This is a genomic window from Aeromonas sp. 25-248 (genome assembly GCF_053005425.1).
On record NZ_JBRKTB010000001.1, the window covers coordinates 334,518 to 360,974 of the forward strand.

General features: G+C 62.6%; 20 protein-coding genes. 11 read left to right on the forward strand and 9 right to left on the reverse strand.

Features of this window, described 5'->3' with window-relative positions; translation table 11 throughout:
- Window positions 1–81 precede the first annotated feature (81 nt).
- The 5 genes from ACVDHI_RS01610 to grpE all read right to left on the reverse strand — a co-directional run bounded on the left by ACVDHI_RS01610 (window position 82) and on the right by grpE (window position 7,086).
- A complete protein-coding gene (locus ACVDHI_RS01610; protein WP_447211694.1) occupies window positions 82–1,041 on the reverse strand; it encodes an aminoimidazole riboside kinase in 960 nt (319 codons plus the stop codon).
- Between the two features lie 111 nt (window positions 1,042–1,152).
- A complete protein-coding gene (locus tag ACVDHI_RS01615) occupies window positions 1,153–2,643 on the reverse strand; it encodes a carbohydrate porin (protein ID WP_324049860.1) in 1,491 nt (496 codons plus the stop codon).
- 264 nt (window positions 2,644–2,907) lie between these two features.
- Window positions 2,908–4,044: a molecular chaperone DnaJ gene (gene dnaJ / locus ACVDHI_RS01620; RefSeq protein WP_045524008.1), complete on the reverse strand. Its 1,137-nt coding sequence runs from the start codon at window positions 4,042–4,044 to the stop codon at window positions 2,908–2,910.
- A 254-nt stretch (window positions 4,045–4,298) separates the two neighbouring features.
- Window positions 4,299–6,227 carry a molecular chaperone DnaK gene (gene dnaK / locus ACVDHI_RS01625; protein ID WP_010673646.1) on the reverse strand — a complete coding sequence of 643 codons (1,929 nt, stop codon included), beginning with the start codon at window positions 6,225–6,227 and terminating at the stop codon, window positions 4,299–4,301.
- A gap of 283 nt (window positions 6,228–6,510) precedes the next feature.
- Window positions 6,511–7,086, reverse strand: a complete 576-nt coding sequence (grpE, locus tag ACVDHI_RS01630) for a nucleotide exchange factor GrpE (RefSeq protein WP_029314044.1) — start codon at window positions 7,084–7,086, stop codon at window positions 6,511–6,513.
- A gap of 263 nt (window positions 7,087–7,349) precedes the next feature.
- Here grpE and nadK point away from each other — a divergent pair, with 263 nt between their 5' ends.
- On the forward strand, window positions 7,350–8,234 hold the full coding sequence (gene nadK / locus ACVDHI_RS01635) for an NAD(+) kinase (RefSeq protein ID WP_010673644.1): 885 nt from the start codon (window positions 7,350–7,352) through the stop codon (window positions 8,232–8,234).
- Between the two features lie 24 nt (window positions 8,235–8,258).
- Here nadK and ACVDHI_RS01640 read toward each other — a convergent pair whose 3' ends face one another.
- Entirely contained in the window at window positions 8,259–9,416 is a 1,158-nt protein-coding gene (locus ACVDHI_RS01640; protein WP_323879024.1) for a GGDEF domain-containing protein, read from the reverse strand.
- Window positions 9,417–9,722: 306 nt separating this feature from the next.
- Here ACVDHI_RS01640 and recN point away from each other — a divergent pair, with 306 nt between their 5' ends.
- The 7 genes from recN to ACVDHI_RS01675 all read left to right on the forward strand — a co-directional run bounded on the left by recN (window position 9,723) and on the right by ACVDHI_RS01675 (window position 19,349).
- Window positions 9,723–11,387 carry a DNA repair protein RecN gene (recN, locus tag ACVDHI_RS01645; RefSeq protein WP_447211609.1) on the forward strand — a complete coding sequence of 555 codons (1,665 nt, stop codon included), beginning with the start codon at window positions 9,723–9,725 and terminating at the stop codon, window positions 11,385–11,387.
- 476 nt (window positions 11,388–11,863) lie between these two features.
- On the forward strand, window positions 11,864–12,304 hold the full coding sequence (locus ACVDHI_RS01650) for a universal stress protein (RefSeq protein ID WP_049636816.1): 441 nt from the start codon (window positions 11,864–11,866) through the stop codon (window positions 12,302–12,304).
- A 194-nt stretch (window positions 12,305–12,498) separates the two neighbouring features.
- Entirely contained in the window at window positions 12,499–13,662 is a 1,164-nt protein-coding gene (gene macA, locus ACVDHI_RS01655; RefSeq protein WP_183149680.1) for a macrolide transporter subunit MacA, read from the forward strand.
- Entirely contained in the window at window positions 13,659–15,683 is a 2,025-nt protein-coding gene (locus ACVDHI_RS01660) for a MacB family efflux pump subunit (protein WP_041213255.1), read from the forward strand. Before macA ends, ACVDHI_RS01660 begins: the two co-directional genes overlap by 4 nt.
- Complete coding sequence (locus ACVDHI_RS01665; protein WP_201890223.1) at window positions 15,680–17,053, forward strand: efflux transporter outer membrane subunit; 1,374 nt, start codon at window positions 15,680–15,682, stop codon at window positions 17,051–17,053. The genes ACVDHI_RS01660 and ACVDHI_RS01665 overlap by 4 nt, the downstream gene beginning before the upstream one ends.
- A 132-nt stretch (window positions 17,054–17,185) precedes the next feature.
- Complete coding sequence (locus tag ACVDHI_RS01670) at window positions 17,186–17,992, forward strand: siderophore-interacting protein (RefSeq protein ID WP_042014253.1); 807 nt, start codon at window positions 17,186–17,188, stop codon at window positions 17,990–17,992.
- A 250-nt stretch (window positions 17,993–18,242) separates the two neighbouring features.
- The gene (locus ACVDHI_RS01675) at window positions 18,243–19,349 is read left to right on the forward strand and encodes a 3-deoxy-7-phosphoheptulonate synthase (RefSeq protein ID WP_324062266.1); all 1,107 of its coding nucleotides are present in this window, start codon (window positions 18,243–18,245) and stop codon (window positions 19,347–19,349) included.
- A gap of 470 nt (window positions 19,350–19,819) precedes the next feature.
- Here ACVDHI_RS01675 and ACVDHI_RS01680 read toward each other — a convergent pair whose 3' ends face one another.
- Both ACVDHI_RS01680 and dsdC read right to left on the reverse strand, forming a co-directional pair.
- Window positions 19,820–20,227 (reverse strand): H-NS family histone-like protein, encoded by a 408-nt coding sequence (locus ACVDHI_RS01680; protein ID WP_010673634.1) that lies wholly within the window; start codon window positions 20,225–20,227, stop codon window positions 19,820–19,822.
- Window positions 20,228–20,576: 349 nt separating this feature from the next.
- Window positions 20,577–21,521, reverse strand: a complete 945-nt coding sequence (gene dsdC / locus ACVDHI_RS01685) for a DNA-binding transcriptional regulator DsdC (RefSeq protein WP_324062268.1) — start codon at window positions 21,519–21,521, stop codon at window positions 20,577–20,579.
- A gap of 215 nt (window positions 21,522–21,736) precedes the next feature.
- Between dsdC and ACVDHI_RS01690 the strand changes: the two genes are divergently transcribed.
- Window positions 21,737–23,068, forward strand: coding sequence for a D-serine ammonia-lyase (locus tag ACVDHI_RS01690; protein ID WP_324062270.1), 1,332 nt, complete (start codon window positions 21,737–21,739; stop codon window positions 23,066–23,068).
- A 339-nt stretch (window positions 23,069–23,407) separates the two neighbouring features.
- On the forward strand, window positions 23,408–23,584 hold the full coding sequence (locus tag ACVDHI_RS01695) for a hypothetical protein (RefSeq protein ID WP_010673631.1): 177 nt from the start codon (window positions 23,408–23,410) through the stop codon (window positions 23,582–23,584).
- A gap of 66 nt (window positions 23,585–23,650) precedes the next feature.
- Here the strand turns inward: ACVDHI_RS01695 and icd are convergent, their stop codons facing one another.
- Window positions 23,651–24,904 (reverse strand): NADP-dependent isocitrate dehydrogenase, encoded by a 1,254-nt coding sequence (gene icd, locus ACVDHI_RS01700; protein ID WP_010673630.1) that lies wholly within the window; start codon window positions 24,902–24,904, stop codon window positions 23,651–23,653.
- Window positions 24,905–25,314: 410 nt separating this feature from the next.
- Here icd and ACVDHI_RS01705 point away from each other — a divergent pair, with 410 nt between their 5' ends.
- Window positions 25,315–26,406, forward strand: coding sequence for an alpha/beta hydrolase (locus tag ACVDHI_RS01705; protein WP_039039248.1), 1,092 nt, complete (start codon window positions 25,315–25,317; stop codon window positions 26,404–26,406).
- Window positions 26,407–26,457 lie beyond the last annotated feature (51 nt).

The window sequence follows — 26,457 nt, forward strand, 5'->3', positions numbered from 1 at the left end:
ATTCTTCCTCTTATGGCCCGCCGTCGGCGGGCCCATGTCACATGAGAGTAGGGTCTGTCGACCCGCGGTTCTAGCCGCGGATCAACAGCCGTCTGCGCCTGATCGCAAAAATTCATCCAGCCGGGTGCGGGTGGGCAGTGCCGTCATCGCCCCCTTGGCGGTGGTGGCGAGCGCCCCGCAGCCGTGGGCCTGAGCCAGGATGGCGGGCAGCTCGGCCTGCGTCGGCAGCGAGGTCCGTTCGGCCAAGGCCGCCAGCAGTCCGGCGACGAAGGCGTCCCCCGCCCCCGTGGTATCGAGTGGCGTCACTTTGGGCCCCACCCACTCCAGCAACTCGCCACCCAGACGGGCCACCACGCCCCCCGCCCCCCGGGTCACCAGCACCAGGGCCGGGCCTGAAAGAGTGGCAAGCCCCACGGCCAGATCGTCCAGACCGCTCAGCAGTTGCAGCTCCTCCACCGAGAGCTTGACCACGTCTGCAAGGGCCATGGCCTCGCGCACCACGGGCAGCATCTCGGCAGGGTTGCCCCACACCTCTGGCCTCAGGTTGGGGTCGAAGCAGACCCGCCCCCCGACGGCCCGGATGGTCGCCATGGCTTGCAGGCAACTGCTGCGCACCGGCTCGTTGGCGAGCGCAATGGAGCAGGTCAGCAGCCACTGCCCGGCCTGGAAGACCGGCAGATCGGCGTGGCTCAGGAACTGATCGGCGCTCGGGCGCACCATGAAGGTGAAGCTGCGCTCCCCCGCCTCATCGAGATCCACCAGCACCGTGCTGGTGCGATGGGCCGGATCCTGGATCAGGTGGCGAATGTCGACCCCCTCCCTGGCCAGGGTCTCCCCCATGAAGCGGCCGAAGGGATCCGCGCCGACCCGGCCGATGAAGGCCGACTCCCCGCCGAGCCGGGCAACGCCCACCGCCACGTTGGCCGGTGCGCCACCCGGACACTTGAGGTAGTGCTGCTCCCCTTCCGGGATCAAGTCCACTACCGCATCCCCCATTACCCACACACGATTCGTCACCTTGTTGCTACTCCACTGCTGCACAGGATTTGCCGGGGTCAGCCCCGGGTTCTGGGTCCGCATTATCAGCTAAACCGTTTTAGCTAACCAACAGATCCCGGGGCCGCCTGCCATTTTTGTGATCGGGATAACGAACTAGAACCAGGTTTCCATCTGCACGCCAAAGTTCCACTCGCCCCCGGCGGTGAAGTTGCTCTGGCCCATGGCATCGGAGCTGGCGTAGTTGTCGAGCTCGGAGGACCAGTCCATCCAGGTGGCGAACACCCGAAGCTCGGGCCGCTCGAAGAAGCCGGCGGTCTGCGCCTTGAAGGTCGGCGCGAAGGTGAGCTTGGTGAAATCGCCGCTCACCGCCTGACGACCCTTGTAGCCCTTGGGATCGAGGTCCATGTACTGCCAGGTCGCCTCGTAAACCAGCTCGACGTTCTGGCTCAGCACCTGGGCCAGGCGGCCATTGAGGGTCACCCAGCGGTACTCGTCCCCTTTCACGTAACGATCCTGGCTGTGCTCGGCCAGCAGGGCCGGGGCCACACGCCAGCGCGGGGCAAGATCGGTGGCGCCAAACACGGCGACCCGCACCGCATCGGCATCCGGCAGCAGCTCGCTGTCGGAGCCCAGCCCCTTGAGCTCGGCACCCAGACCGTGGCCATACAGCACCGCCGCCTTGGAGAAACCGGGGTTGATGCCAAAGAAGCTGTCGGCGTGGTAGGCCACCAGGGTGTGGGCCCCCTTGTTCGCCGCTTCGCTGCCCGCGCCGCCGTCATTGATGCGCGCCTCGTTGTCCTTGGCGGAGAGGCCGTTCAGCATCCACTGCCAGTTGCCAACGCGGTTGTTCATGGTGAGGATGTAGCTCTCGATGTCGGAGAGACCGCTCGCGCTGATGTCGCCGTAGTCGCGCCCGTAGAGGGAGAAGTTTGCCTTCCAGCTGTCGGCCAGCTGCACGTCGTAGACGCCGCCGCCGGTGCCGGCCAGGAAGACCACGTCCGAGTCGAGCCAGTGGATGTCGAAGTTGTCCCGGTCAAAGCGCTTGCCCGCCCAGAGCACCGAGTGCTGGAAAGGACCGCTGAAGCTCGCCAGATCGCCGATTTCGGCAAACACCTGGCGGGTGTTGAGGCTGGAATCGCTGGCGGTCCAGTCGTTGCTGGTCTCCACCCCGTCCGCCAGCATCAGCTTGTAGCGGGCCCAGCTGCCATCGTCGAAGGTCTGGGTCTTCAGCAGGTTGGCCTCCATGTAGGTGTCATCCTCGTTGCCAAGGCGACCCACGGCGCCGCCCACCGAGCCGGCCGGGGTGATGTAGGGGCCGCCGCGGCCACCGTTGCCGTTGCCGTTCACCAGCAGGCCCGAGCGGGCATAGCCGTGGAACTCGAAGCCCTGGGCACCGGCAGTCTGCTTGTCCACCTTCTCGCTCTGGGCCTTGGCCACGGCGGCGGTCTCGCGGGCTTCGCTCGCCTTGCTCTGGGCCTCATCGGCCCGCGCTTCGGCAGCGGTGGCGCGCGCCTCGGCCGCCAGCACCCGCGCCTCCAGCGCCGCCAGCCTGGCTTCGATACCGTCATCCGCCGCCCACAACGGGTTGCTCATTCCCAATCCCAGCGCCACGGCCAGCGCCAACTTGCTCTTGAACATCGTCATCGTCCTCACCTGTCTTCTGTCGCCCGTCCGGGCTCTGTTGTTGTTGACGAGCCGAGCATAGCTAAACCGCTTTAGCTGACTCAATACGCCAGCTAAACCGTTTCAGCAGGAGTGTGAGCGGGATAACATTTGTACAGGGGGAATTGGCGCAAGTTGTGAGGAGGATCCCTCATCGGGATCCACTCAATAAGGGGGGATCCAGGCCAGATGGCGGGCAAAAAAAAGCCGGCACATTCGTGCCGGCTTGGGTAACGCGGGTCGCGTTTATTTGGTCAGGTCGTCGAAGAAGCGTTTCACCCCTTCGAAGAAGCCTTCGGATTTCGGTTTGTGAGTCTTGGCAGCGGCGCCGCTGAAGGAGTCGTCCAGCTGGCGCAGCAGATCTTTCTGGGTCTCGGTCAGCTTGACCGGAGTCTCGATCACCACCTTGCACATCAGATCCCCCACCTGGCCGGAGCGCACGGACTTGACGCCCTTGCCCCGCAGGCGGAACAGCTTGCCGGTCTGGGTCTCCGGGGTCACCTTGAGCTTGACCCGGCCATCCAGGGTCGGCACTTCAATCTCCCCGCCCAGCGCCGCCGTGGTGAAGCTGATGGGCACTTCGCAGTAGAGGTCGTTGCCGTCACGGACGAAGATCTCGTGCTCGCGCACATGAACCTGTACGTAGAGATCCCCCGCCGATGCGCCGGTTTCCCCCGCTTCCCCTTCGCCGGAGAGACGGATGCGATCCCCGGTATCGACCCCGGCCGGGATCTTGACCGACAGGGTCTTGGTCTTCTGATAGCGCCCTTCCCCATGGCACTTGCGGCACGGATCCTTGATGATCTTGCCGCGACCGTGACAGTGGGGGCAGGGCTGCTGCACCGCGAAGAAGCCCTGGCGCATCTGCACCTGGCCGGAGCCGTGGCAGGTGGGGCAGGTCTGGGCAGAGCTGCCGGTATGGGCACCGGAGCCGTTGCACACTTCGCAGTGGACCTGGGTCGGGATCTTGATCTCCTTGGAGACCCCGCGCACCGCCTCTTCCAGCGTCAGCTCCATGTTGTAGCGCAGATCGGCGCCACGGGCCGGGCCGCGACGACCGCCCCCGCGACCACCGAAGATGTCGCCAAACACGTCGCCGAAGATGTCGCCGAAATCGGCGCCACCGCCAAAGCCGCCGTGGCCGCCACCCTGGCTCGGATCCACCCCGGCATGACCGTACTGGTCATAACGGGCACGCAGGTTCTCGTCGGTCAGGACCTCGTAGGCTTCCTTGACCTCTTTGAACTTCTCTTCAGCCCCGGCATCACCCTGGTTGCGATCCGGGTGATACTTCATGGCCAGACGCTTGTACGCCTTCTTGATCTCGCGCTCGTCGGCACCTTTCGACACCCCGAGCACTTCGTAGAAATCGCGCTTCGACATACTCATCCTGTTGCTATATCAGCAGTTACGCAGACGGGCGTTGGTTACCCAACGCCCGTAAATTCATTGACGAATCTGCTCACACTCTTACTACGAAGCCGTGATCAAGGCTCATGTGCTGCTCAGAATCCTCATGTATTCACATACACTCCGGTTCTTGCGCTGCTCTTTACCTTGCTGACGGCCTCTCGCGACAGACCGTGAACAGATTCTGAGCCGATGGGCGAAGCGGACTTCGCCCATCCGGGTCGGGCTTACTTCTTGTCGTCTTTCACTTCTTCGAACTCGGCGTCGACCACGTCGTCGTCAGCCTTGGCAGAAGAGGAGGACTGACCGGCGTCAGCACCGGCGGCGCCTTGCGCCTGAGCCTGCTGCTGGGCAATCTCCATCAGCTTCTGGGACGCTTCCAGCAGCGCTTGCTGCTTGGCTTCGATGGCAGCCTTGTCGTCACCCTTGATGGCGGATTCCAGCTCGCTCAGGGCAGTCTCGATCTTGGTCTTCTCGTCGGCAGGCAGGGCTTCACCGGCTTCGGTGACCTGCTTGCGCACGGAGTGGACCAGACCGTCAGCCTGGTTGCGGGCCTGCACCAGCTCTTCGAACTTCTTGTCCTCGGCCGCGTTGGCTTCGGCTTCGCGTACCATGCGTTCGATCTCGTCATCAGACAGACCGGAAGAGGCCTGGATGGTGATCTTCTGCTCCTTGTTGGTCTCCTTGTCTTTGGCGGAGACGTGCAGGATGCCGTTGGCGTCGATGTCGAAGGTCACTTCGATCTGCGGCAGACCGCGCGGTGCCGGGCGGATGCCTTCCAGGTTGAACTGGCCCAGGGACTTGTTGTCGCTGGCGCGCTTGCGCTCACCCTGCAGCACGTGAATGGTCACGGCAGACTGGTTGTCTTCGGCGGTGGAGAACACCTGGGACTTCTTGGTCGGAATGGTGGTGTTCTTCTCGATGAGCGCGGTCATCACGCTGCCCATGGTCTCGATCCCCAGGGAGAGCGGAGTCACGTCCAGCAGCAGTACGTCGGTCTTGTCACCGGACAATACGGCACCCTGGATGGCAGCACCCATGGCCACGGCTTCGTCCGGGTTGACGTCTTTGCGCGGCTCTTTGCCGAAGAAGTCGGCCACGGTCTTCTGAACCAGCGGCATACGGGTCTGACCGCCCACCAGGATGACGTCGTCGATCTCGCCAACGGCCAGACCGGAGTCTTTCAGGGCGACACGAACCGGCTCCAGGGAGTCTTTCACCATGTCTTCCACCAGGGATTCCAGCTTGGCGCGGGTCACCTTGATGTTCATGTGCTTCGGACCGGTGGCATCTGCTGTGATGTACGGCAGGTTCACGTCGGTCTGCTGGGCAGAAGAGAGCTCGATCTTGGCTTTTTCGGCGGCGTCTTTCAGACGCTGCAGAGCCAGCTGGTCATTGCGCAGATCGATGCCCTGCTCGCGCTTGAACTCGTCAACCAGGTAGTTGATGACGCGGTTGTCGAAGTCTTCACCACCCAGGTGGGTGTTACCGTTGGTCGCCAGTACTTCGAAGGTGGTTTCCCCTTCGACTTCGTCGATCTCGATGATGGAGATATCGAAGGTACCGCCACCCAAGTCATATACAGCAACCTTGCGCTCACCCTTGACCTTGTTGACGCCGTAGGCAAACGCAGCCGCAGTCGGCTCGTTGATGATGCGCTTGACGTCCAGACCGGCGATGCGACCGGCATCCTTGGTGGCCTGACGCTGGGCGTCGTTGAAGTAGGCCGGTACGGTGATGACGGCTTCGGTCACCGGCTCGCCCAAGTAGTCCTCGGCGGTCTTCTTCATCTTTTTCAGCACTTCGGCAGAGATCTGCGGCGGTGCCATTTTCTTGCCTTTCACTTCAACCCAGGCGTCACCGTTGTCGGCCTTGGCGATGGCGTACGGCATGATTTTCAGGTCACGTTGTACTTCGTCATCTTCGAAACGACGGCCGATCAGACGCTTGATGGCGAACAGCGTGTTCTTCGGGTTGGTGATGGCTTGGCGCTTGGCCGGCTGACCAACCAGGATTTCGCCGTCATCGGCATAGGCAATGATGGACGGAGTAGTACGGTCGCCTTCCGCGTTCTCGATCACGCGAGCATGGTCGCCATCCAGAATAGCGACGCAGGAGTTGGTAGTACCCAGGTCAATACCGATGATTTTACCCATTTGACGAATCTCCAAATACTTTGAATAAACTGGCGAGGGGCTCGCCTTGATACGTTAACGGCTAGGTGGGGCCTGCCACTGTGGCTTTCAAGCTCCCGGCATCAAATTTTTTGTGCCGCCGTGGCCTTGCAACCTATATGGGGTCTCAAGTCGGCGCTTCAAGTCCGGCCCTGAAAAAACCTGCATACAGGCCACCTGACAGCCAAATGACGCCAGACACGTTTTCTGGCGCCACATCCAACAAAAAGCCCGCCAAGCGGCGGGCTTGGTGAGAACAGCGCGATCAGTCAGCGGACTTGGAGACCATCACCATGGCCGGGCGGATGACGCGGCCGTTGAGCTCGTAGCCCTTCTGCATCACGGCGATCACGGTGTTCGGCGCCACGTCGGCACTGGGCACCATGCTCATGGCCTGGTGGGCATTGGGGTCGAACGGCTGGTTGGTCGGGTCCAGCGCCACCAGGCCAAACTTGGCCACGCCGCTCTGCATGGATTTCAGGGTCAGCTCGACCCCTTCAATCATCGGCTTGAGGGTGTCGTTCTCCTTGTCCGCCAGCTCGATGGCGCGCTCCAGGTTGTCCAGCACCGGCAAGAGCTCTGCGGCGAACTTCTCCAGTGCAAACTTGTGGGCTTTCTCCACGTCCTGAGCGGCACGGCGACGCAGGTTCTCCATCTCGGCGACGGCGCGAATGGCGCGCTCGCGCTCTTCCAGGGAAGCCTGCTGGGCCGCCTCCAGCTGGGCCTCCAGCTCGGCGATGCGGGCCTGCTCGGCTGTCACTTCACTGTCTACATCGGTCGGCTCGACTGGCTGGGCTTCCACTTGCTCCATCGCTTCAACCTTTTGTTCTTCGTGGCTCATGACATCTCCAATATTCAGGGGTTGCGTGTGAGGGTGGCTGGCGTTCAGACAAGCGACACGCGCCAGCAGACCCTGTGTTGGCGCTATTATGGGGACACAGCCCCGGCTTTCAAGGGGAAAAGGGCAGATCGGGCACAATGGCGCCCATCCGCGTGCCAGGCAGCCCCTTTTCGGGGCCGATTGCACCAACCGCCACGGAGGCAGACAAATCCCCGGCAAAGCGCGGTATACTCCCCCCAAGACTCTCCCAGACCCGATAACCTATGGATTCTCCGTTCAAAACCGTTGCCCTCATCGGCAAGCCCCATCACGAGGGGGCCAACCAGACCCTGACCGGCCTGTATCAGTACCTGACCAGCCGCGGCTTTCGTGTGCTGCTGGAGAGCCGGGTGGCCCATACTCTGGGGCTGCTGGGGGAGAACGTGATGGATCTGGTGCAGCTCGGCGAGCAGGCGGATCTCGCCATCGTCGTCGGCGGTGACGGCAACATGCTGGGGGCCGCCCGGGTGCTGTCACGGTTCGATGTGGCGGTGATCGGGGTGAACCGGGGCAACCTCGGCTTCCTGACCGATCTCTCGCCCCAGGATTATCTGCTGCCCCTGGAGCAGGTGCTCTCGGGTCACTTCAAGAGCGAGCATCGCTTCCTGCTGGAGGCCGCCGTCTATCGCCACGGGGAGCGCAAGTCGAGCAACCTCGCGGTCAACGAGGCGGTGCTTCACCCGGGCAAGATCGCCCACATGATCGAGTTCGAGGTCTACATCGACGGCAGCTTCATGTACAGCCAGCGCTCGGACGGCATCATAGTGGCGACACCCACCGGCTCCACCGCCTACTCCCTGTCGGCAGGGGGCGCCATTCTCACCCCCAAACTCAACGCCATCACGCTGGTGCCCATGTTCCCGCACACCCTGAGCAGCCGCCCCATCGTGCTGGATGCGGACAGCGAAGTGCGGCTGCTGGTCTCGCCGGACAACCAGGACGACGCCATGCAGGTGAGCTGCGACGGCCAGGTCACCCTGGCGGTCCACCCGGGGGACGAGATCCTCATCAAGAAGAGCAGCCACAAGCTGCATCTGGTGCATCCCCTGGATTACAGCTACTTCCACGTGCTGCGCAACAAGCTCGGTTGGGGCAGCAAGCTCTTCTAGCCAGGCAACACCGGTGGCGAGGGTCTACCCCTCGCTGCTTTCGACCAGCCGAGGCAGTGCCGGCTCGAATGCCAGATGCACCCCGTTTCTCCCCGCTTCCTTCACCCGGTACATGGCAGCATCGGCTTTGGTCAGCATCAGTGCCAGGTCAGCCTCGGCACTGGCGCACACGACCCCCATGCTCACCGTGACCCCCTCGCACGGCAGGCAGGCCCCCTGCCGGGAGCCCGTCTCTATCTGGCGGCGGATCCGGTCACAGATGTCGCGGGCCATCTGGCCGCTCACGCCCCCCATGATGATGGCGAACTCCTCGCCACCGATGCGCCCCACCAGATCATCCTTGCGTACCTCGGCCACCAGCACCCCGGCCACATAGCGAATGACCTCATCCCCGCAGCCGTGACCAAACTGGTCGTTGACCCGCTTGAAGTGATCGATGTCCAGGACCACCACGCAGCGCGTCTGGCCAGGCATAGCCCCCTCTCCCTGCCTGAAGAGGCCGCGCCGATTGAGCACCCCGGTGAGGGGATCCCGCTCCGAGAGCGCCAGCAATGCCTCCTCCGTCTCCACATAGGCCACCAGAGGCAGCAGCAACACCGAGCCGATGGTCAGCACCATGTGCATGAAGAAGATGAGATCGAGCCAGCCTCCGTCTCCCATCCGCCCTTCGGCTCCCAGCAAGAGCAGCCCCCCCTGACTCAGCAGGATGGTGAAATGCAGCAGGTAAATGAGCGCCACCACATGGAGCACCCGCTTCTGTTGCCGGCCGAGAGAGACGATGAGGCAGGCGCACCACAGGTACAACATCGACTCCATCAGAGCCAGCACAATGCGCACGGGGGCGAGGCTGGACAATCCCAGATAGAGCAGCAGCAACACCGCCACGCCTCCCCTCACGGCACGGGGATGCCATGCGCGCTCGTAAAGCGCACAAAAACCGGCGAGCAACAGCAGGATGCTCATGAGCGAGACCAGGCCGCCGACCCGGATGCCCAGCGCCGGATACCCTCCCAATACCCCCAGACTGAGCAGCAGGATGGAGAGGGAGAAGAGAAAAGCGGAGAGGGACCAGTACAGAAAGTTGCCTCGACCCGGCTTCAGGGAGTGGATGAACAGCATGATCAGCCCCGACATCAGGTTGATTGCCAGGGAGATCAGCAGCAGGGTTGGGGTATGGATCATCTTGACGCATCCTTGCGAAGAGGTCTGTACACAGCCCAGGCTCAACCAGGACTGTTTCGAGTGTGTCTCAGCCAGCCACTCACCACAAGAGAGCCCCTCAAGGTGGCTTCTCGCATCGCCTCAGCCCATGCCAGGTACGCAGGTTGATTTTGCAGGCCATCTGATCGGCGTCACACTCATGCCGCGGCCTTGACATCCTTGCCCTCCCCCTGTTTCGCAAAAATCCTCCCTGCCCACTTTACTGTATATAAGACCAGTATATACTGGATGCATACACAGTAATGTTGACCCATACAGGATGAGACCATGCTGACCCAGCTGACCGTCAACAACTTCGCCATCGTCAAGTTTCTCGAGCTCGATCTGCAACCGGGGATGACCTGCATCACCGGGGAGACCGGGGCGGGCAAATCCATCGCCATCGATGCTCTGGGGCTGTGCCTGGGGGAGCGCGCCGAAGCCAGCATGGTGCGCCCGGGCAGCGACAAGACCGAGGTGAGTGCCCGCTTCCTGCTGGAGGGTAATCCTGCCGCCCGGGCCTGGCTCGCCACCAACGAGCTTGAAAATGACGGTGAGTGCATCGTCCGGCGGGTACTGTCCGCCGAGGGGCGCTCTCGCAGCTATATCAACGGGGTTCCCGTCCCCCTCGCCCAGCTCAGGAACCTGGGTCAACTGCTGGTCAACGTCCACGGTCAGCACGCTCACCAGATGCTGCTCAAACCCGATTACCAGCTCGCCCTGCTGGACGGCTACGCCGGTCATCATCTGCTCCTCGACGATGTGCGCCGCCACTACCAACAGTGGCGCCAGTTGCAAAACGAGCTCAACCGGCTCAAGGCCGAGCAGCAGCAGCGGGAAGCCCGCCGTCAACTCATCGAATACCAGGTGCAGGAGCTGGACGAATTTGCCCTTCAGCCGGGAGAGTTTGAAGAGATTGAAGAGGAGCATCAGCGGCTCGCCAATGGCACCGAGCTGATGCAGGAGTGCGGGTATTGCCTCGATCTGCTCTATGACAATGAAGAGACCACCATCGCCGGTCTGCTGCAGACGGCGGTGGACAGGGCCGAGACCCTGGTCGGCATGGACAGCCGGCTTGGCAACGTGCTCGGCATGCTCAACGAAGCCCTGATCGGCGTACAGGAGAGTCACAGCGAGCTGCGCAGCTATCTCGACCGGCTGGAACTGGATCCAGAGCGCTTCAACGAGCTGGAGAACCGCCTCTCCAAGGCCATCAACCTGGCACGCAAGCACCATGTCAAACCGGCGGAGCTGGCCCTGCACCATCAGGAGCTAGCCGCCGATCTGGCCCGCCTGCACTCCGACGAGGAGCGCCTGGAGGGGATGGAGGACGAGCTGGCCTCGGCCCACCAGGCCTTCGTGCAGGCTGCCGAGGCCCTGAGCCAGAGCCGCCAGCGCTATGCCGAGGAGCTGGGCGCGAAGGTAAGCGCCAGCATGCACGAACTGGCGATGCCAGATGGCCGCTTCGCCATCGAGGTGCGACCCGATGCCCAGAGCAGCCTCTCGCCCCTTGGCATCGATCGGGTGGAGTTCATGGTCACCACCAACCCGGGTCAGCCCATCCAACCCCTTGGCAAGGTGGCTTCCGGCGGCGAGCTGTCGCGTATCAGCCTCGCCATCGTGGTGATCAGTGCACGCAAGATCTCCACCCCGACCCTTATCTTCGACGAAGTGGATGTGGGGATCAGCGGCCCGACCGCCGCCGTGGTGGGCCGCCTGTTGCGCCAGCTCGGCGAATCCACCCAGGTGATGGTGGTCACCCACCTGCCCCAGGTGGCAGGCAAGGGTCACCAGCACATGGTGGTGAGCAAACACACCGACGGCAAGACAACGGAAACCCAGATGCAGGCGCTCACCCCGGGCGCCCGGCTCAACGAACTGGCCCGCCTGTTGGGGGGCGATCAGATCACCGACAACACCCTGGCCAATGCCCGTGAGTTGCTCGCAAGCTGACCACGGGGCCGGCGGGACATCCTCCCGTCCATGTCGGCCCTTTCAGATTGACCGTGCCATCATCGCGCTGGCCAGTTGAAACCTCTTGCCGACGGCGCCTGCCTGGTTGGCCGATACCGTGAGCCGCAAGAAAGAGGGGCTGCCCTGGCTAATCGGCTAATCCGCGGCACGTGTCTTGATGCTCAATCTGAGCCTGTCAGTCTGGTCATCACCCAGTCGGGTTTCCATCGCCATGGTCAGAACGCCCACTCATCTTCGTTGCACTCATTCACATATTGAACGGACCCACTCCTTCATTTTCCATTCAACTCAGTCTGTTATGATGATGTAAACGGGCTCGGTACCTTCAGTTGCTATCGACAGAAGGTGACGCTTGATGCAAACACACCGGGTTCGTTTGAGCTGACATTTCGCGGGAAGGGAGGATGGGAGCGCGCTTCCGCTGTCTGACCCGCACCTGCCAAGGAGAACTGCTTATGAGCCCGACCAATATTGTGCTGTTGCTGGAAGGCAAGGATTACGAGCAGGAGACACTGGCCAAGGCGAGCCGTCTGGCACAAGGGCTGGGCGCCAACCTGACCTTGTTGCACCTGACCCACAGCAGCAAGACCCGTCGCAATAGTCTGTCCCTGTCACAAGAGGAGCGCAGCGCCCAGGGCACCCTGGATGCCAAGGCGATCATCAGTGAACTCATCACCCAGCTGTCTCATCCGGTGGATTACCAGTGTCTGGTGGTGGATGACGTGGTGCCGGATCTCCAGCGCTGGCTGACCGCTCACCCCGCCGACCTCTTGCTGGTCGGCAGCCGTCATCACTGGATGGAGGGCTCGCTGGCCCGTCTGCTCCTCTACAAACTGCCCCTCGATATCCAGATCTGCCACGAGCCTCACGCCGCCTTGCTCAAAGCCGTCGGTTGACACCACAAGACCCGCTCCCTGAGCGGGTCTTCTTGTTTCTGACGCCCCGCCGTCATCCTCCCCCAGCTTGACCTCCTCCACTGCGTCACCGCCAGAACCACACGATTTCTTACACATTGCTCGCTTCTTTTTGAGGGCCATTTGCTGCACGATATGGCCCTTGCACGCCTTCGCTCGTTTCGTTCAGGTGATAAATGAAAGCTCTTCGAAAACCCGGCAAGCTCGCCCTGCTCGCCCTTGTGCTGATCCCTCTCGTCACCTGGCTGGCCTGGCCAGGCAACACACCGGACCCGGTACTGACCGCAACGGTTACCCGACAGGATGTGGAGCAGACGGTGCTCGCAAGTGGCGTACTGCAGGCCATCGAGCAGGTGGATGTGGGGGCCCAGGTCTCGGGTCAGGTCACCTATCTCGCGGTGGAAGCGGGTCAACAGGTCAAACAAGGAGAGCTGCTGGCGGAGATCGATCCCCTGATCGCCCAGAACAACCTCAAGACCGCCGAAGCTGAGCTGGCCAGCCGCCGCGCCCAGCTCAAGATCAAGCAGGCACAGCTCAAACAGAACGAGCTTGCCTGGCGCCGCCAGCAGCAGATGTTTCGGCAGGAAGCGAGCTCTCGTGCGGATCTGGAGAGCGCCGAAGCCCAGCTTGCCGTCACCCGGGCCGAGCTGCAAAGCGCCCAGGCCGACATCGACAACGCCATCATCAAGGTGGAACGCGCCAAGACGGAGCTCGGCTACAACCGCATTCAGGCCCCCATGGATGGTACCGTCGTCTCCATCGTCACCCGGCAGGGGCAGACCCTGGCCGCCAGCCAGACGGTACCGACCCTGCTCAAGCTCGCCAATCTCGACACCATGACGGTCAAGGCCCAGATCTCCGAAGCGGACGTCACCCGTGTCAAGGCGGGCATGCCGGTCTATTTCACCCTGATAGGGGATCCGGATACTCGCTACCACGGTACCCTTCGCACGGTCGAGCTGGCCCCCACCAACATCAATGAGCAGACGGCCAGCACCACGGCCACCAGCAATGCGGCCATCTACTACTATGCCCTGTTCGATGTGCCCAACCCCGGCCATCAGTTGAGGGTCGCCATGACGACCCAGGTCACCATCGTACTCGGCGAGCGCAAGCAGGTACTGGCCATTCCCCAGACCGCCCTCGGCAAGAAGATTGGCGACAACGAGTACGAGGTCAGCCTGCTCAAGGCGGGGGACCAGAGAGAGACCCGCCGCATCAAGACCGGCATGAAGGATGACATCAAGATTGAGGTGGTGAGCGGCCTGACCGAGCATGAGAAGGTGATCCTGGAGCAGGGCAAGCCGGCCCTGCACGATGAAGGGGAGATGGAGCCGTGAGCGAGCCCCTGATCCGTCTCAAGGGCATCGAGCGGCGCTACCAGAGCGGAGAGCACGAAGTGACCGTGCTGCACCCGCTGGATCTCGCCATCGATGCCGGGGAGATGGTGGCCATCGTCGGCGCCTCCGGCTCCGGCAAATCGACCCTGATGAACCTGCTGGGCTGCCTAGATCGCCCGAGCGGCGGCCAGTATCTGTTTCGCGGCCAAGACACCGCGACCCTGGATGCCCTCTCCCTGGCACGGCTGCGCTGCCACCACTTCGGCTTCATCTTCCAGCGCTATCACCTGCTGCCCCATCTGGATGCGGCCGCCAACGTGGAGATCCCCGCCATCTATGCCGGCACTGCCCGCCTTGATCGCCAGGCCCGTGCCCGCACCTTGCTGACCCGCCTGGGACTGCAGGATCGCAGCCACCACAGACCCGGCCAGCTCTCCGGCGGTCAGCAGCAGCGGGTCAGTATTGCCCGGGCGCTCGCCAACGGCGGCGAGGTGATCCTGGCGGACGAACCCACCGGCGCTCTCGACAGCCAGAGCGGCAAGGAGGTGATGACCATCCTCAAGGAGCTGCACGCCCAGGGCCACACCATCATTCTGGTGACCCACGACATGGCGGTGGCAAGCCATGCGGATCGCATCATCACCCTGCGTGACGGGCGGGTAGTGGAGGACAGCGGCCATCGGGCGACCGATGACAACGCAGCCTCACCCTCCCTATCCGGGACGCCGGCCCACCCGCAGCCAGGTGACGGCAGCCAGCTGGCCCCTCCCTCTGTCGGGCAAGATGCACAGAGCACAGGCGCCGCCGTCCGCACCGCAAGCCGGGGCTGGGATCGCTACCGGGAGGCGGGGCGCATGGCCCTGCACGCCATGCTGGCCCATCGCATGCGCACCTTCCTCACCATGCTCGGCATCATCATCGGCATCGCCGCCGTGGTCAGCGTGGTGGCGCTGGGTCAGGGGGCGCGCGCCAAGGTGATCGACGACATCAACGCCATGGGCACCAACACCATCGACATCTTCCCCGGCAAGGACTGGGGAGACGAGAAGGCCGCCAGCATCCAGACCCTGAACGAGCGGGATCTCGACGCGCTGCTCGGCCAGCCCTATCTGGAGGGGGCCAGCCCCCAGATAGCGACGTCGGGCCAGCTTCGCTATCGCAACAAGACCAGCAGCGGCAGCGTGATCGGGGTCGGCAACGACTTTTTCCGGGTCAAGGGGATGACGCTCACCCAGGGGCGCCTGCTCGATGAGCGGGACATTCGAAACCGGACGGCAGTCGCCGTGGTGGATGGCAAGACCATAGAGAGCCTGCTCGGCAAGGTGGACCCGGTCGGCCAGGTGGTGCTGGTCGGCACCCTGCCGGTGCGCATCGTGGGGGTGGTCACCCAGGAGACCGGCTTTGGCCGCAGCAGCCAGTCGGTCAATGTCTGGCTCCCCTACAGCGCCGTAATGAGCCGTCTCCTCTCCCAGCAGCACTTCACCCAGATCACCATCCGGGTCAAAGACGGCGTCCAGCCCGCCCTGGCCGAGCAGGCGGCAGTCGCCCTGCTGACCCAGCGCCACGGCGTGAAGGACTTCTTCACCTTCAGCAGCGACAGCATCGTCAAATCGGTGGAGAAGACCACCGCCACCCTGACACTGCTGGTCTCCGCCATCGCGGTGATCTCCCTCATCGTCGGCGGCGTCGGAGTGATGAACATCATGCTGGTCTCGGTGGTGGAGCGCACCCGGGAGATAGGGATCCGCATCGCCGTCGGCGCCCGCCAGTCCGACATACTGCAACAGTTCCTCATCGAGGCGGTGATGGTCAGCCTGCTGGGGGGGCTGCTCGGTATCGGCCTCGCCCTGCTCATCGGCGCTCTCTTCTCCCTGCTCGTGGAAAGCTTCCAGATGCGCTTCTCGCTCTTCTCCATCCTGATGGCCTTCGGGTGCTCCTCCCTCATCGGGATCCTGTTTGGTTACCTGCCCGCCCGCAATGCGGCCAGGCTCGATCCGGTGGAGGCACTGGCGAGGGAATGACGATGCACAACCTATCAAGGCTCGGGCTAAGCCTGATGCTCACCGCCAGCCTCGGTGCCTGCAGCCAGCAGAGCACCTATCACAGACCCGATCTCGACGTGGCGCCAGCATGGCAGCAGGAGAGCCGGGGTCTCACCGCGCAGCAGGCTGGCCCCTGGTGGCAGGGATTCCAGGATCCCGCGCTCGATCGCCTGGTCGAGGCGGTGCTGGCCGCCAACCCGGACATGCGGGTGGCCGGGCTCAAGCTCAAGAACGCCCTGCTCGGCGCCGATCTGGCTGACACCAACCTCACCCCCTCGGTCAGCGCCAATCTCGGGGCCAGCGGCACCAAGAACATGAAAGATGGCAGCGCCAGCAGCAACCTGGGCCCCTCCCTCAACCTCAGCTACGAGGTGGATCTCTGGGGCAGACTGGCCGCGGCAAGGGATCAGGCGAGCTGGGAGGCACAAGCCAGCGAACAGGATCTGGCCGCCACCCGGTTGCTGCTCATCGGCAAGACCCTGGAGCAATACTGGCAACTGGCCTACCTCGGCTCGGCCATTACCCTTAGCACCCAGCAACTGGCGAATCTGGAGCGCATTGAACGCCTGACCCGCGCCAAATACGAGGCGGGCGCCGTGACCCGACTCGATCTGGTACAGGCCAGCCAGCAGAAGGCAGGCAAGCAGGCGGAGCTCGCCACCCTCACCCAGCAGCGGGCACAGGCGGGCAATGCTCTTCGCCTGCTGCTGGGCCGCAGCAGCGGGCCGCTCGCTGACGCTCCCGACGCCCTGATCATGGGCCCGATCCCGTCCGTGGCGGCCGGCATCCCAGCCGATGTGCTGGCCCGGCGGCCCGATGTGCGCGCCGCCGAACTCAGGCTGCGCAAGACCCTTGCGAGGGGAGACGAGATCCGCACCGGCTTTTATCCCACCCTGAGCCTGACCGGCGGTGCCAGCACCACCTCGGATACCCTGACCCAGGTGCTGCAAAATCCGGTCGGCACCCTGGGCGCCACGCTGGCGCTCCCTTTCCTCGAGTACAACAAGACCCGGCTCTCCATCGCCAGCGCCGACATCGACTACCAGATTGCCGAAACCGAGTTTCGCAAGCAGCTCTATACCGCGCTGCTGGAAGTGGAGGATGGCCTGGCAGCCCGTCAGCAAGGGGATCAGCGGCTGCGCTATCTGGAGCAGCAGAGGGCCTATGCCCGGGAGGCCGAGAGGCTGGCAGGCGCCCGTTTCCTGGCCGGTGCCACCGGGGTGCAACCCTGGCTGGATGAGCAGAACCGCCTGTGGGATGCCGAGCTCGCCCTGCTGGCACAGCAGCAGACCCAGCTCAACAACATGGCAGGCATCTATCGGGCGCTGGGGGGAAGCGATCGAACCTGACCCAGGCAGAGAGTGTGGTATCGCGATGGACATCCAGAGGAAGTCAATCGCGACCCATTCTGCCCACAAACCAATTGATAATAATTTTCATTTCATCAAGAATGGGCGCCATCATCAGCCAGGAGTATGCCCATGTCTCAACCCGCCCCGGCCAATCGCCCCCGCCTGCTCACCGTCAAGCATGTTCAGGATGTGAGCCCGCACCTGCGCCGAATCTGCCTGACCAGCCCCGAGCTTGTGGACTACCCCTTCAGCTGTGGCGGTGCTCATGTCAAGATCATGCTGCCCCGACCGGATCAGCGCGAGATAGTGTTGCCCACCCCCACCGACAAGGGGCCTCGCTGGCTCGATCCCGCCCAGAAACCCGTCATTCGCACCTTCACCATACGTGCGTTTCGCCGGGAGGCGCTGGAGCTCGACATCGACTTCGCCCTGCACGGCGAGGCCGGCCCCGCCAGTCGTTTCGCCCTGCACGCCAAACCGGGTGACAGGCTCGCCATCTCGGGCCCGGGCGGCCCCGACCCCATGCTGCAAATGGCCGAGCACTATTACATGGCGGGGGATCTCACCGCCCTGCCCGCCATCAGCGCCATGGTGGAAGTGATGCCGGCCCATGCCCTCGGCCATATCGCCCTGCTGGTCCCCCATCAGGACGACGTGCAGGATCTGTCGCTGCCGGCCGGCGTCGACCTGCGCTGGTTCGTGGGCAATCCGGAACAGGCCGCGACCCTGGTGGCGCATTTCACCGCCCAGCCCATGGTCGCCGAGGGGAGCTATTTCTGGTTTGGCGGGGAAGAGAGCCTGGTCGTGCCGCTGCGCCGCCACGTCAGACGCACCCTGGATGCCGAGCGCCAGCGGGTCTACGCAGTCCCCTACTGGCGCAGCGGCAAGGATGAAGACGCCTACCACCAGGACAGGCACGCCGTGATGGACAGCTGACCCCCTCTTTATCTTGTGACTGGCGGGCTTCTTCCCTCGGGGAGCGGCCTGCTTTTGCTGCGGTTCCCCCGCCATCGTTCTCTCTCCCCCCATCTTCGCCTGGCGATTTCATTGCACTTGCATTTGAGACAAACACCAAGATAATGACAATCATTCTCAACAACTGCGATGAGCCGTGAATCTGTCTGCTCCCAACAGGATGCCGCATACGGGTTCCCCATCGCACACATGCACAGCAAGGTAACTCCAGATGGCAGTTTTGAATTCGGTCATGCGCGCCTTCGCCATAGAGGCGCTACCCACCCCTGCCGAGCTGCTGGCGCAGCACCCCTGTCCGGCCGACATGGCCCGGCACATCGACAACCAGCGCCATCAGGCACGCCGGATCCTGGCAGGTGAAGACGATCGCCTCCTGGTCGTGATTGGCCCCTGCTCCATCCATGATCCCGTCGCGGCCCTGGACTATGCCGGGCGGCTGGCACGACTCGCCACCGCCTATGAAGACAGCCTTCAGATAGTCATGCGCTCCTATTTTGAAAAGCCGCGCACCACGGTGGGCTGGAAGGGGCTGGTCTTCGATCCGCACCTGGACGGCAGCAACGACATCAATCGGGGATTGCATCTGGCACGCCAGGTGCTGCTCGACATCAATGGGCTGGGGCTCGCCACCGCCACCGAATTCCTCGACACCACCAGCTTTCTCTATCTCGCCGATCTCGTCAGCTGGGGCGCCATCGGGGCACGCACCACGGAGTCTCAGGTCCACCGGCAATTGGCCTCCGCACTGCCCTGCCCCGTGGGATTCAAGAACGGTACGGACGGCAATATCCGGGTCGCCATCGATGCCATCCAGGCCAGTACCGCCTCCCATCTCTTCACCGCCCCCGGCAGCCAGGGCGGCATGGTGGTGATCAAGAGCGAAGGTAATCCCGACGGCCATATCATTCTGCGTGGCGGCATCCTGCCCAACTACCACCAGAGCGATGTGGCGGAGGCAGCAGACCGCCTCACCCGTCAGGGACTCCCCCCTCGCCTGATGGTGGATTGCAGCCATGGCAACAGCCAGAAGCTGCACACGAACCAGCTGAAGGTCGCCAAAGAGCTCTGTCGCCAGCTGAGCGAAGGGAGCCAAGCCATCGCCGCCGTCATGGTCGAGAGCTTCTTGCTGGGGGGAAACCAGAAACCGGCTCCTCTGGGTGAGCTGCAATACGGTCTGTCAGTGACCGATGCCTGCCTCTGCTGGGAAGAGAGTGAACACCTGCTTGCCATGCTGGCAGAGGCGGTCCAGGCCCGTCGCCGCACCCGGAGAAAATACGCACACACCGTTCAGTCTGAACTCGGACAACCTGTCATCTAGCATTCGGTTTATTTGTTTGCCACCAATCGGTGTCTGCCTCATCCGCACGTTGTCCGGCATCGTGCGGATATATCGCAGAAGAGCGGTGTCAAACAGACCATAAATAGAGGGGATAAATTAATAGGCGGTGGGCGTCATGCATCAGCATGAAAAAGAGACGGGCCGCTCAGGCGTACTGATGAGGATCCACCGCCGCTATTTCATTCTGTCACAGCAGGTATCCATGTTCGTTTCTCACAAGGGACGAAGAAACACGGGCTGTATGAGTCCTCAGTGCGTATAAGTGGCGAGGTGGCGTGGAAGATGATGCTCCACCTTTATTGGGCACATGATGGTTATGGCTATTCCAGACGAGGCTCTCCAATTAACCGGAGTAACCTGTGCAATTGGGTTTTACTGCGACATCATCTGAACCCTGAAAATAATAATGCCGCCCTGTAGGCGGCATTATCGAGAATCGGATCCGGCGATCAGATCAGGAAATCGTTCAGATCCTTGCCCAGCGCAACTTGCTCGGCGATGGCCTTGGGCATACGACCCTGACCGGTCCAGGTCTTCTCCTGACCGTCTTCCTGGTACTTGTACTTCGCAGGACGGGGAGCACGCTTGCTCTTGGTGGTGCCCGCCGCAGCCGGAGCCGCCACGCTGCCGATCAGCTCACGGGGATCGATACCAGCCTGTTGCAGCATTTCGGTGAATTCATTCAGTTTGCGCTGACGCTCTTCCTGTTCGGCGCGTTCCTGTTCAACGGACTCGGCACGCTCGTTATATACCAGGTCAAACTTTTCTTTCGCTTCTTGCAGTTGCTCAAACGGCAGTTCACGAATGGCAGCGCGCAAGCTGCGAATGTTCAGCAGAACCTTCAGAAACTCGTTCATTACTTCCTCACAGAATTATTTTTGTATGTCACAGGGATAACACGATTTGAGAATAGCATGCCCATTGGATAACAACATAATGTTTTTATACCATCCGGCAAAGCGCTGACACCATATGGACATTATTCACCGTGGTTAATTCCCTGCCTGATACTTATTGGGAATACTCTCACAGACTTTATTTCCTATTTTCCCCGGTTAATCTCAGGCTCACCTCATCCGTTGCACACGCTGTTATCTCTTACCCGCGTCGCTCTGCGCCAGGTCATTTAGCAGCAGTGCTGGCCCTTATTGTACAAATAGTGCGCTCATGGCCATCACCTTCGCGGACAATAAACCAGGTCCCGTTTCAGGATGCCCCTTGCGCCTGATCCTGTATCCAGCGGATGAATGCCTGGATCTTGGGACACTGGCGATGAGGGAGGGTCGCCAGGTAATAACGCGGCTCGCAGCGCACCGCCATATCCGGGAAGGGCATCACCAGCGCTCCGCTCGCCAGCGCCTGGCTTGCCAGTTGCCTGCGCCCCATGGCGACACCGGCGTGGTGGGTGGCGGCAAGGATCGCCAGATCCGCCCGATCAAATCCCATGTGCGACGCGCAAGCCTCCAGGGAGAGATGCCAGTGACTCCCCCAGGTGCGCCACTCGTCGCTGTCGGTGTCCTGGCCCCAGGCCTGCCTGTCATGGAGCAGGCGGCACTGCTGCAGATTCCCCACCGCCCCCATCAGACCGTGGTCGCTGGCGTATTGCGGGCTGCACACCGGCACCATGAATTCATCCATCAGGGGGTGGATGGCTAGGCCCGTCGGGGTTCTGGCATCGAAGTTGAGGGTCAGGTCGATGCCGTAGCCGTGCAGGTTGATGTGCTCGTTGCCCGTCAGCAGGTTGAGCTCGATGTGAGGATACAGACGGGAAAAATCGGCGAGCCTTGGCACCAGCCAGCACTGGGCGATGGAGGGGCGCGAGTGCAGTGTCAGGGATCCCGACAGCGCCTGCTCCCTGATCTCCAGCACCTCCTGATTGATGAACTCCAGGGAAGAGGTGAGCGCCCAGAAGATGCGCTGCCCCTCCGTGGTCAAGGCCACCTTGCGGTGAAAGCGCTGGAACAGCAAAAACCCGAGCGCCTCTTCCAGGGCCGAGATGCGGTGGCTCACCGCGCTTGGGCTCAAGGAGAGCTCCTCGGCGGCGAGCGCAAAGGAGCCGTGGCGGGCCGCCGCCTCGAAGGTGTGGAGCCTGGCGAGCTGATGGCTGCTGAGCAGCTTGCTCCTCACCCCCGGGTGCTCATCGCGTTGCATGGTTGGGCCTCCCTCTCTTTTATCTGGCAGATGATACCAGAAGGGCGAGGTTTGCATTCACCAGGAAGACTCAACTCACCCGTATGCGAAGACACAGCAGGGTAGATGACCATTTGCATCAACTGGGCTCATCCAAGCCACCCGTTTTATCATTTGTCACGGCAACGCTGGCGCCGTTCAATGGGATGATTCCGTCACCACCCCGAGAGGCTTTCATGATACACACCAACATTGCCGGGCTCATCACCCGCTTCCCCCTGCTCGAACCGCTGATCGCCCTCACCCCTGTGACCTGGTTCAATCCGGGGGCCACCTCCCTCGCGGAAGGATTGCCCCATGTGGGGCTCACCCGGCACGATGTGGCCGCCGCCTCCGCCCGGCTCGCCCGCTTCGCCCCCTACCTGTGCGAGGCCTTCCCCGAAACCCGCGCCAGCCACGGCATCATCGAGTCCGGGATCGCCGCCATCCCGACCCTGCTGGGGACCCTCAATGGGCGCTACGGCGTCAAACTCACCGGCAGCTTGCTGCTCAAACAAGACAGCCACCTGCCCATCTCCGGCTCCATCAAGGCGCGCGGCGGCATCCACGAGGTGCTGGCCCATGCCGAACACCTGGCCATCCAGGCTGGGCTGCTGCGCGAGACGGATGACTATCGCACGCTGTTCTCGGACGAGTTCCGCCACTTCTTCAGCCAGTACAGCATCGCGGTGGGGTCGACCGGCAACCTCGGCCTCTCCATCGGCATCATGAGCGCCCGCCTCGGCTTTCGCGTCACCGTCCACATGTCCGCCGATGCGCGGGAGTGGAAGAAGCAAAAGTTGCGCGAACATGGCGCCATCGTCGTGGAATATGCCGACGATTACGGGGTGGCGGTGGAGCAGGGGCGCAAGGAGGCCGAGCGCGATCCCGCCTGCTTCTTCATCGATGACGAGCACTCTCGCACCCTGTTCCTCGGCTATGCGGTGGCGGGCGAGCGGGTGAAAAAGCAGTTCGACGAGATGGGCATCAGGGTGGACGCCGACCATCCGCTCTTCGTCTACCTGCCTTGCGGTGTCGGCGGCGGCCCGGGCGGGGTGGCCTTTGGTCTAAAGCTGGCGTTCGGGGACAACGTGCACTGCTTCTTCGCCGAACCTACCCACTCCCCCTGCATGCTGCTTGGGGTCCACACCGGGTTGCACGATGCCATTGCGGTGCAGGATCTGGGCATCGACAACCTCACCGCCGCCGACGGCCTCGCGGTGGGACGCGCCTCCGGTTTTGTCGGCCGCGCCATGGAACGCCTGCTTGCGGGCTTCTACACCCTGAGCGATCAGGAGATGTACGACCTGCTGGGGCTCCTGGCCCGGGATGAAGAGATCCGGCTCGAGCCCTCGGCACTGGCGGGCATGGCAGGCCCCTGGCGAGTGGCCGCCAACCTTGAGTGGCAGAGTGGGCAGGGACTGGATGCAGCCAAGATGGCCGGGGCCACCCACCTGGTGTGGGCCACCGGCGGCGGCATGGTGCCCGCCGAGGAGATGGAAAAATACCTGGCCTGCGCCCGGATCTGATCTTTTTTTCGCCCCCGTGACCCGCCGACCTGGCGGGTTTTTCTGCTGCGAGATCAGCAAGATGGCACCTCAGCCCTCGCCCCCATGACACAGACGGCCAGACTGCTGGACAGCCTGATTTGTCATCCAGCCCCACCGACTGGTTATTTTGTGATACGATAGAGACCGTTTTTTGACATCTGCGCCCCGTTGTCCCCTTTTTCCGGTGAGATAACCACCGGATCCGGCGACCAACACCTGCCGGGCGCAGCACAACATGTGCCCAGTTCGAATCGCTCCTGCGCGACCTTGACGCCAGGAGCACTCCCCTCTGGGCACCTTAGATAAGGAGATCGGGCGATGAAACAATATCAAAGCTGGTTGGGACAATATCTGATGAGCCGCCGTGACGGAGACCACGCCATGGCATCCGAGCTCGCCAGCTCCATCTGCGAATTCTGGCAGGCCCGTGGAGATGAGGCCGAGACCAGCAAATGGCAGCAGATCTACGAGCAGCACGTGGAAAAAACCACCTGACGACCTGCTCTCCTCCATAAAAAAACCGGCGCTCATGGCGCCGGTTTTGCATTTCAACGACCCGGATCACATCTGGTCGATCATGTCCTGGGCGAACTGGGAGCAGGAACGCAGGGTGGCCCCTTCCATCAGACGCTCGAAGTCATAGGTGACGGTCTTGTTGGCGATGGCCGCTTCCATCCCCTTGACGATGAGGTCAGCCGCCTCGGTCCAGCCCAGGTGGCGCAGCATCATCTCGGCAGAGAGGATGAGGGAGCCCGGGTTGACCTTGTCCTGGCCAGCGTATTTCGGCGCGGTGCCGTGGGTGGCTTCGAACAGGGCAACGCCGTCGCCGATGTTGGCGCCCGGCGCGATGCCGATGCCGCCGACCTGGGCCGCCAGCGCGTCGGAGATGTAGTCGCCGTTGAGGTTCATACAGGCAATGACGTCATACTCGGCCGGACGCAGCAGGATCTGTTGCAGGAAGGCATCGGCGATGACGTCCTTGACCACGATGGTCTTGCCGGTTTTCGGGTTCTTGAAGGAGCACCAGGGGCCGCCGTCGATGAGCTGGGCATCGTACTCTTTCTGGGCCAGGGCATAACCCCAATCCTTGAAGGCACCCTCGGTGAACTTCATGATGTTGCCCTTGTGCACCAGGGTCACGGAGTCGCGATCGTTGTCGATGGCGTACTCGATGGCGGCACGGACCAGACGCTCGGTACCGGCCTTGGACATGGGCTTGATGCCGATGCCGCAGGACTCGGGGAAGCGAATTTTCTTCACGCCCATCTCGTTTTGCAGGAAAGCGATCACCTTCTTGGCTTCATCGCTGTCCGCCTTCCACTCGATGCCGGCGTAGATGTCTTCGGCGTTCTCGCGGAAGATCACCATGTCGGTCAGCTCGGGGTGCTTGACCGGGCTCGGGGTCCCTTCGTAGTAACGGACCGGGCGCAGGCAGACGTAGAGATCCAGCTCCTGGCGCAGGGCCACGTTGAGGGAGCGAATACCACCGCCGACCGGGGTGGTCAGCGGGCCCTTGATGGCCACGCAGTATTCACGAATGAAATCCAGGGTTTCGGCCGGCAGCCAGGCACCTTCGCCATAGACATGAGTCGATTTCTCGCCGGTATAGATCTCCATCCAGGCGATCTTGCGCTCGCCTTTGTAGGCTTTCTCGACCGCAGCATTCACCACATTCAACATGGCCGGGGTCACGTCCACACCGATACCATCCCCTTCGATAAACGGAATGATGGGGTTGTGGGGAACCTGCAGCTTGCCGCTGGCATCGACTGTGATTTTCTGGCCCTGGGTCGGGATAACTACTTTGCTTTCCATCGGCATCTCCTAACTTCCGTTTGTTATCAATCTGATCGTTGCGCGCGGCCATCTTAAGCCCATCCATTTGCATAATCAAATAGCGGGCGTGCATGTCAGACCATAGTCGGGGAGTGGATCACAGTGCGCCTGAGGATCCCCTCCTCCCTTGCCGCCCTCTGGTCCTGACGAGGCGCAGGCCCCGTCCATCCGGGCCTCTTCCTCTCTTGATGACAGCCTCTCCCTGCCCTCGCCGCCCCGAAGGCGCCACTCCCCCAAATCCCGTTCGCCTTTACATCGTCGTAACCCCTTTGGCGAGGCAAGGCGCGCCGGGGGACAGGCAGCCGGATCCGGACTAGGCTCTTTGCCAGTGATCGGGGCGCCCGGGGCGTGGCCGGTCATGAAGAGAGCACGACAACAAGGAGAACACCATGTTTATCGTCACCAACCGGATGGTCAACGAGCAGGGCAAGACCCCCAGCGAGATCTTTGGCGAAAAACCCGCAGAGGGCCCCAACGAACTGCGCCTCGCCGAGGCCCGGCGTCAGGGCAAGCAGTGGCAGCTGGACCTGCTGCCGGATCAGATCACCGCCGAGATGGCCGCCAGCGTCGGCCTTGACCCCGACCTCCCCCACCCGGCCAGCGCCTATGTGGCGCGCAAGCTGCTGGAGCGCTGCGCCGGGACCGGCAGCACGGCCAAGCAGAAGCTCAAGACCGGCAAACACCTGCTGCTGTTCGTACACGGCTTCAACAACGATCTTGACGATGTGCTGGAGCGAGCCGCGGGGCTCGAGGCCCGTTACGGCGTCGAGGTGCTCTGCTTCAGCTGGCCCGCCAATGGCGGCGGCGCCCGGGGCGTGCTGAGCTACAAGAGCGACAAGCGCGATGCCCTGGCCTCGGCCGGGGCCCTTGACCGGGTGCTGGAGAAGATGAAGGGGCTGCTCGACGAGTTCAACGGCCAGTATGTGACGCAACTGGAAGAGAAAGCCCAGAAGAAGTTCGCCGACAACGGCGAGGCCTGGGATCGCTACTTCGCCAAGGAGGTGAACAAGCGCTGCCCCTTCACCATCAACCTGCTGCTGCACAGCATGGGCAACTACCTGTTCAAGCACCTGCTGGGCAGCACCACCTACCACGCCAACCAGCTGCTGTTCGACAACATCATCATGGCCGCGGCCGACACCAACAACGAGCTTCACGCCCAGTGGGTCGATCGCATCCAGTGTCGCAACCGCCTCTACATCACCATCAATGAGCGCGATGGTGCCCTGATGGCATCGCGCATGAAGATGGGGGAGCAGCAAAAGGCGAGGCTCGGCCACTACACCCGGCGGCTGGACGCCAGAACGGCCACCTACGTGGACGTGACCAATCAGCCCCATGTGGGGGACTCTCACGCCTACTTCGAAGGGGATGCCCTCGCCAACGAGAAGGTGCTGCGCTTCTTCCACACCGTCTTCAACGGCGGCACCGGCGAGAGCGCGGAGCTGTTCGATGCGGCCCAGAACCTCTATCGCCTCTAGCCACTGCGCAAAAAAAACCACCGCCCCGAACAGGGCGGTGGTTTTTCATTA

What these genes read in the sequence shown, in the direction of transcription:
- ACVDHI_RS01615 (WP_324049860.1), bottom strand. Translation starts at nt 2,643, where the DNA reads ATGACGATGTTCAAGAGCAAGTTGGCGCTGGCCGTGGCGCTGGGATTG.
- dnaJ (WP_045524008.1), bottom strand. Translation starts at nt 4,044, where the DNA reads ATGTCGAAGCGCGATTTCTACGAAGTGCTCGGGGTGTCGAAAGGTGCC.
- dnaK (WP_010673646.1), bottom strand. Translation starts at nt 6,227, where the DNA reads ATGGGTAAAATCATCGGTATTGACCTGGGTACTACCAACTCCTGCGTC.
- grpE (WP_029314044.1), bottom strand. Translation starts at nt 7,086, where the DNA reads ATGAGCCACGAAGAACAAAAGGTTGAAGCGATGGAGCAAGTGGAAGCC.
- nadK (WP_010673644.1), top strand. Translation starts at nt 7,350, where the DNA reads ATGGATTCTCCGTTCAAAACCGTTGCCCTCATCGGCAAGCCCCATCAC.
- ACVDHI_RS01640 (WP_323879024.1), bottom strand. Translation starts at nt 9,416, where the DNA reads ATGATCCATACCCCAACCCTGCTGCTGATCTCCCTGGCAATCAACCTG.
- recN (WP_447211609.1), top strand. Translation starts at nt 9,723, where the DNA reads ATGCTGACCCAGCTGACCGTCAACAACTTCGCCATCGTCAAGTTTCTC.
- ACVDHI_RS01650 (WP_049636816.1), top strand. Translation starts at nt 11,864, where the DNA reads ATGAGCCCGACCAATATTGTGCTGTTGCTGGAAGGCAAGGATTACGAG.
- macA (WP_183149680.1), top strand. Translation starts at nt 12,499, where the DNA reads ATGAAAGCTCTTCGAAAACCCGGCAAGCTCGCCCTGCTCGCCCTTGTG.
- ACVDHI_RS01665 (WP_201890223.1), top strand. Translation starts at nt 15,680, where the DNA reads ATGACGATGCACAACCTATCAAGGCTCGGGCTAAGCCTGATGCTCACC.
- ACVDHI_RS01670 (WP_042014253.1), top strand. Translation starts at nt 17,186, where the DNA reads ATGTCTCAACCCGCCCCGGCCAATCGCCCCCGCCTGCTCACCGTCAAG.
- ACVDHI_RS01675 (WP_324062266.1), top strand. Translation starts at nt 18,243, where the DNA reads ATGGCAGTTTTGAATTCGGTCATGCGCGCCTTCGCCATAGAGGCGCTA.
- ACVDHI_RS01680 (WP_010673634.1), bottom strand. Translation starts at nt 20,227, where the DNA reads ATGAACGAGTTTCTGAAGGTTCTGCTGAACATTCGCAGCTTGCGCGCT.
- dsdC (WP_324062268.1), bottom strand. Translation starts at nt 21,521, where the DNA reads ATGCAACGCGATGAGCACCCGGGGGTGAGGAGCAAGCTGCTCAGCAGC.
- ACVDHI_RS01690 (WP_324062270.1), top strand. Translation starts at nt 21,737, where the DNA reads ATGATACACACCAACATTGCCGGGCTCATCACCCGCTTCCCCCTGCTC.
- ACVDHI_RS01695 (WP_010673631.1), top strand. Translation starts at nt 23,408, where the DNA reads ATGAAACAATATCAAAGCTGGTTGGGACAATATCTGATGAGCCGCCGT.
- icd (WP_010673630.1), bottom strand. Translation starts at nt 24,904, where the DNA reads ATGGAAAGCAAAGTAGTTATCCCGACCCAGGGCCAGAAAATCACAGTC.
- ACVDHI_RS01705 (WP_039039248.1), top strand. Translation starts at nt 25,315, where the DNA reads ATGTTTATCGTCACCAACCGGATGGTCAACGAGCAGGGCAAGACCCCC.